We start from the raw sequence: 5019 nt of genomic DNA, 5'->3' as shown, positions 1-5019 counted from the left end.
CGCCTGGTGAACCGGATGCGCGCGGTGCTTGGCGTGGACGTCCCGATCCGGGCGGTCTTCGAGGCGCCCACCGCGGCGCGCCTCGCCGAGCGCGTCGGCACGCACCGGCGATCGTCGCGCCCCGCGCTGCGCCGGGCCGAGGGACGGCCCGAGCGGGTGCCGCTGTCCTTCGCCCAGCAGCGCGTGAAGTTCCTCGACGAGCTGGAGCCGCTGCCGACGTACCACCTTCCGTTCGTGGTCCGGCTCCGCGGGGAGGTGGACGTGGCCGCGCTGGCGTCGGCGCTCCGGGACGTCGTGGTGCGGCACGAGAGTCTGCGCACGCTGTTCGTCGCCGACGACCAGGGCGTCGCGGCGCAGGTCGTCGTACCGGAGGAATCCGTCGTCCTCGACGTGCCCGTGCGGGACGTCGCTCCGGACGCGGTGACCGCCACGGTGTCCGAGGAGGTGAGCCGCCCGTTCGACCTGTCGGCGGAGCTTCCGGTGCGGGCCCGCGTGCTGCGCTGTGCGCCCGACGAGCACGTCCTGATGCTGCTGATGCACCACATCGTGGTCGACGGCGAATCCTTCGGACCGCTGACCCGCGACCTGGCCACGGCCTACTCCGCCCGGCGACGCGGTGAGTCGCCGCGCTGGGACGAACTGCCCGTGCAGTACGCCGACTACACGCTCTGGCAGCGGCGACTGCTCGGCGACACGGACGACCCCGAAAGCCCCGTGGCGGACCATCTGGCCTACTGGCGACAGGAGTTGGACGGAGTGCCGCAGCCGACGCGGCTCCCGCTCGACCGGCCGCGTCCGCCCGTGGCGAGCCACCGGGGCGACACCGTCACCTTCGCCCTCGACCCCGACGTCCTGACCGCGGTCGAGGAACTGGCCCGCGCGCAGGGCGCCACCGTGCCGATGGTGCTCCAGTCCGCCCTCGCGGTGCTGCTGCACCTCATGGGCGGCGGCGACGATCTCCCCATCGGGTCGGCCGTCGCCGCACGCACGGACGACGCCCTGGCCGACCTGGTGGGCTTCTTCGTCAACACCTGGGTGCTGCGGGCCGACCTGTCGGGCGACCCGTCGTTCGAGGACCTGGTCCGGCAGGTGCGGGACAAGGCCGTGCACGCCTACGACCGCCAGGACCTGCCGTTCGAGTGGCTCGTCGAGGCGCTGAACCCGGAGCGGTCCACCGCCCACCACCCGCTGTTCCAGGTGGCGTTCTTCTGGGAGAAGGGCACCGGCGACCTCGAACTGGACGGGGTGCGGGCCACCCCGGAACCCGTCGTGACCGGGACCGCGAAATTCGACCTGCTCTTCCACGTCGAGGAGCCCCACCACGAGGGGCGGCGGGCCGGGCAGGGTCTTTCCGGGCTCGTCGAGTACGCCACCGACCTGTTCGACCGCGCCACGGTCACCGCACTGGCCGACCGGTTCGCCCGCCTCGTACGGGAATTGACGGCCCGTCCGCGGAACCGGCTGCACGCCGTGGACGCGCTGACGCCCGCCGAGCGGAACGTGCTGCGCGACATCAACGACACCACCGCCCCCACACCGGCGGTGACGGTCTCCGCGCTCTTCGAGCGACGGGCCGCCGAGGCACCGGACGCCGTCGCGCTGGTGCACGGCGCCGAGTCGCTGACGTACCGGGAGCTGAACGCGCGCGCCAACCGGCTCGCCCGCGCCCTCGTGCGGCGCGGCGTGGGCGGCGAGTCGCCCGTGGCCGTGGCCGTGCCCCGGTCACCGGAGTACGTGATGACGGTCCTGGCCGTGCTGAAGGCCGGCGGCGCCTACGTGCCGCTCGCTCCCGACGACCCGGCGCAGCGCCTGGAGTCCATGCTGCGCGACGCGCGCCCGGCGCTCCTCGTGACCACCTCCGGCGCCGCGGCCGACCTGCCCGAGACCGGGTGCCCACGCCTGGTCCTGGACGACCCGGGCACCGCGGCGGCCGTATCCGGCGAACCGGCGGACGACCTGCCGGACGCGGGGCGGCCGGACCGGCTCGCGTACATCATCTACACCTCGGGCTCCACCGGCGTGCCCAAGGGCACCGGGGTCAGCCATCAGGCCGTGGTGGACCTCGCGGCGGACCGGGGCTGGGCGGGCGGCGCCCACGAACGGGTGCTCCTGCACACGGCATCGACGTTCGACGTCTCCGGCTACGACATGTGGGTACCGCTCCTCGCCGGCGGCACCGCCGTGGTGGCCCCGCCCGGCAAGCTCGACGTCGACACCTACGCCGCGCTCGTCGCGGAGCACCGGGTGACCGGCCTTACCCTGTCCGCCGGGGTCTTCGCCGTGGTCGCCGAGGAGCGCCCGGACAGCTTCGCGGGCGTGCGCGAGGCACTGACCGGCGGCGAGCCGGTGGCCCCCGAGGCGGTGGCGCGCGTGCTGCGCGCCTGTCCGGGGACCACCGTCGTCAACGGGTACGGGCCGACGGAGGCGACCGTGTTCGTCACCTGCCACCGGATCGCCGCCGCCGACCGGGTCGGTGCCGTGATCCCCATCGGGCGGCCGATGGACAACACGCGCGTCCACGTCCTCGACGACTTGCTGCGCCCCGTCCCGCCGGGTGTGGAGGGCGAGTTGTACCTGGCGGGTTCGGGCCTGGCACGCGGCTACGAGCACCGGTCGGGGCTCACCGCCGAGCGGTTCGTGGCCTGCCCGTTCGGCCCGCCCGGCGCGCGCATGTACCGGACCGGGGACGTGGTGACGTGGGCGGCGGACGGGGAGCTGGTGTACAAGGCGCGCGCCGACGACCAGTTGAAGATCCGCGGCTTCCGGGTCGAACCCGGCGAGGTGGAGACGGCCCTCATGGCGCATCCCCGCGTGGCCGGGGCCGCCGTCGTCCCCCGGGAGACTCCCGGCACCGGAGGACGGCAGCTGGTGGCCTATGTGGTTCCGCCCACGGACCCCGGGGGCGGGGAGGCCGGCGGAGCGGCGGCTTCCGGGGACGGTGCCGCGGCGGCTCCCGCGGCCGACGAACTGCGCGCCCACGTGGCGCGGCGGGTGCCGCCGTACATGGTCCCCGCCGCCTTCGTCACGCTCGACGCCTTCCCGCTCACCCGCCACGGCAAGGTGGACCGCCGCGCCCTGCCGTCCCCGCCGAGCCCCGAGCCCCGGCACCCGACCGCCCTGGCCAGGCCGCGCACGGCCACCGAGCGGGCGGTCGCCGCGATCTGGGCCGAACTGCTCGGCCGCGACGAGATCGGCGTGCACGAGAAGTTCTTCGAGGCCGGCGGAACCTCCCTCTCCCTGCTCACGCTGGGCCGCCGCCTGTCCGGACTCGGCCCGCACCAGGTGTCCTTGAGCGCCCTCTTCGAGCACACCACGGTCGAGGCGATGGCCCGTCTGGTCGACGACCGGCCCGACCGCGAAACCACCGACGAAATGGGGTACGAGCTATGACGCCTCCGAGCCGCCCGGGCCGGGAGGCCGTGGCGCCGCGACCCGGCGTGGTCCAGCACAGGACGGGGGCCGCCGAATGCCTCCGGTGACGGCCATCAAGGCGGCCGCCTGCTACCAGCCCGACAGCGTCCTGCCCGTCGCGAAACTGCCGGGCCTGGCCGACCTCGACGAGAGCGAACGGGAGACCTGCGCGGCGCTCGGCGTCGAGGAGGTCCGCGCGGACGACTCACTGACCGCCTTCGACCTCGCGGCCCGCGCCGCGAGCCGGGCCCTGGCAGAGGCACACCTCGCCGCCGGCGACCTCGACGCGCTCATCCTCATCGACGCCCGCGCCCCCGAGACGCTGATGACGTCGGCGGCCACCCGGCTCCAGGCGCTGCTCGGGGCGGACCGCGCGCTGACGTTCTCGGTGGGCGGCCTCGGCTGTGTCTCCCTCACCCCGGCGCTGCTCGCGGCGCGCGGGCTGCTGGCCGCCGACGGCGACCTGGAGCACGTCCTGGTCGCCCACGGCAGCAAGCCGCCCGCCCCGCTGCGCTACCGGCACCCGGTCACGGTCAGCGGCGACGGGGGTGCCGCCGCGGTGATCTCGCGCGGCGGCCCCGTCCGCGTCCTCGACATCGTCCAGGAGACCAACGGCGACCACTGGGACCTGTTCCGCGTCGACTACCGCGACCGGCCCACCGCGCACTGGCGCGAGGAGTGCCGCGACATCCCCTCGTACTCCTTCCGGCTCGCCGTGGAGACCCGCAACCGGCTGCGCGCCCTGCACCGGCGCCTCCTCGACCGCAACCACCTGACGCCGCGGGACATCTCCCGCCACCTCAGCCACAACTTGTCCGTGGGCGCCTTCCGGTTCACTGAGGAGGCCCTCGGCATCGAGATCAGCACGTCGTGCTTCGACAACCTCAGGCAGTACGGCCACCTCGGCCCCAACGACGTACTGCTGAACCTGCGCACGGAGCTCGACCGCGGCGGCCTCGAGGACGGGCAGTACGCGGTGCTGCTCAGCGCGAGCCCCGTCGCAGCGTGGAGCCTGCTGCTCGTACAGATCGGCGAGGGCGCCGCCGCGACGCACTACTTGTGAGCACCGCACTTGAGCACCGTGCGGGTGAGCACGGTCCCTTCGTGAACAGCACCTTTCGTGACACCACCTTTGTTTCGTGACACCACTTTCGTGAGGAGCAGGGCCCGAATGGAAACACCGAACCAGACGGACGCGGCCACCGTGGCGGACGTGACCGAGGAGCTGAGCGCGTACCTGACTCGCCACCTGGGGCAGGAACTGGGCCCGGACGACGACTACTTCGCGCTCGGCCTGGTCAACTCCCTGTTCGCGATGGAGCTGGTGAACTTCGTCGAGCAGCGGTACGGCATCGAGGTCGGCGTCGAGGACCTCGACCTGGACCACTTCCGCACCCTCGGCAGGCTGCGCGATTTCGTCCTGACCAAGGCCGCGAACCGGGGCGCGGCGGCGTGAGCGACACCGCCCTCACCGGCGTGGCCGACCTCACCGCCCTCGGGGCGCGGTTCGCCGACTCCGTCCGCGCGGACGCCGCGGACTGGGACGCGCGAGGCGAACTGCCCGCCGAGGTCAGGGGCGCGGCGGCGCGCGCCGGGCTGTTCGGCGCG

General features: G+C 74.0%; 3 protein-coding genes. All 3 read left to right on the top strand.

Going from position 1 to position 5019, the window contains the following annotated elements:
* Positions 1-33: 33 nt before the first annotated feature.
* The 3 genes from STRAU_RS36640 to STRAU_RS36630 all read left to right on the top strand — a co-directional run bounded on the left by STRAU_RS36640 (position 34) and on the right by STRAU_RS36630 (position 4867).
* Positions 34-3390 carry a non-ribosomal peptide synthetase gene (locus STRAU_RS36640; RefSeq protein ID WP_259300095.1) on the top strand — a complete coding sequence of 1119 codons (3357 nt, stop codon included), beginning with the start codon at positions 34-36 and terminating at the stop codon, positions 3388-3390.
* A gap of 76 nt (positions 3391-3466) precedes the next feature.
* Positions 3467-4474 (top strand): 3-oxoacyl-[acyl-carrier-protein] synthase III C-terminal domain-containing protein, encoded by a 1008-nt coding sequence (locus STRAU_RS36635; RefSeq protein ID WP_203227507.1) that lies wholly within the window; start codon positions 3467-3469, stop codon positions 4472-4474.
* 108 nt (positions 4475-4582) lie between these two features.
* Positions 4583-4867, top strand: a complete 285-nt coding sequence (locus tag STRAU_RS36630; RefSeq protein ID WP_016645439.1) for an acyl carrier protein — start codon at positions 4583-4585, stop codon at positions 4865-4867.
* The last annotated feature ends 152 nt before the right edge of the window (positions 4868-5019 follow it).

Source organism: Streptomyces aurantiacus JA 4570 (assembly GCF_000414115.1).
Taxonomy (GTDB): domain Bacteria; phylum Actinomycetota; class Actinomycetes; order Streptomycetales; family Streptomycetaceae; genus Streptomyces; species Streptomyces aurantiacus_A.
This window is presented reverse-complemented; position numbering and strand designations above follow the sequence as displayed.

Bases quoted from the DNA above. Each gene is read 5' to 3' on its own strand.
- STRAU_RS36635 (WP_203227507.1), top strand. From the start codon at position 3,467: ATGCCTCCGGTGACGGCCATCAAGGCGGCCGCCTGCTACCAGCCCGAC.
- STRAU_RS36630 (WP_016645439.1), top strand. From the start codon at position 4,583: ATGGAAACACCGAACCAGACGGACGCGGCCACCGTGGCGGACGTGACC.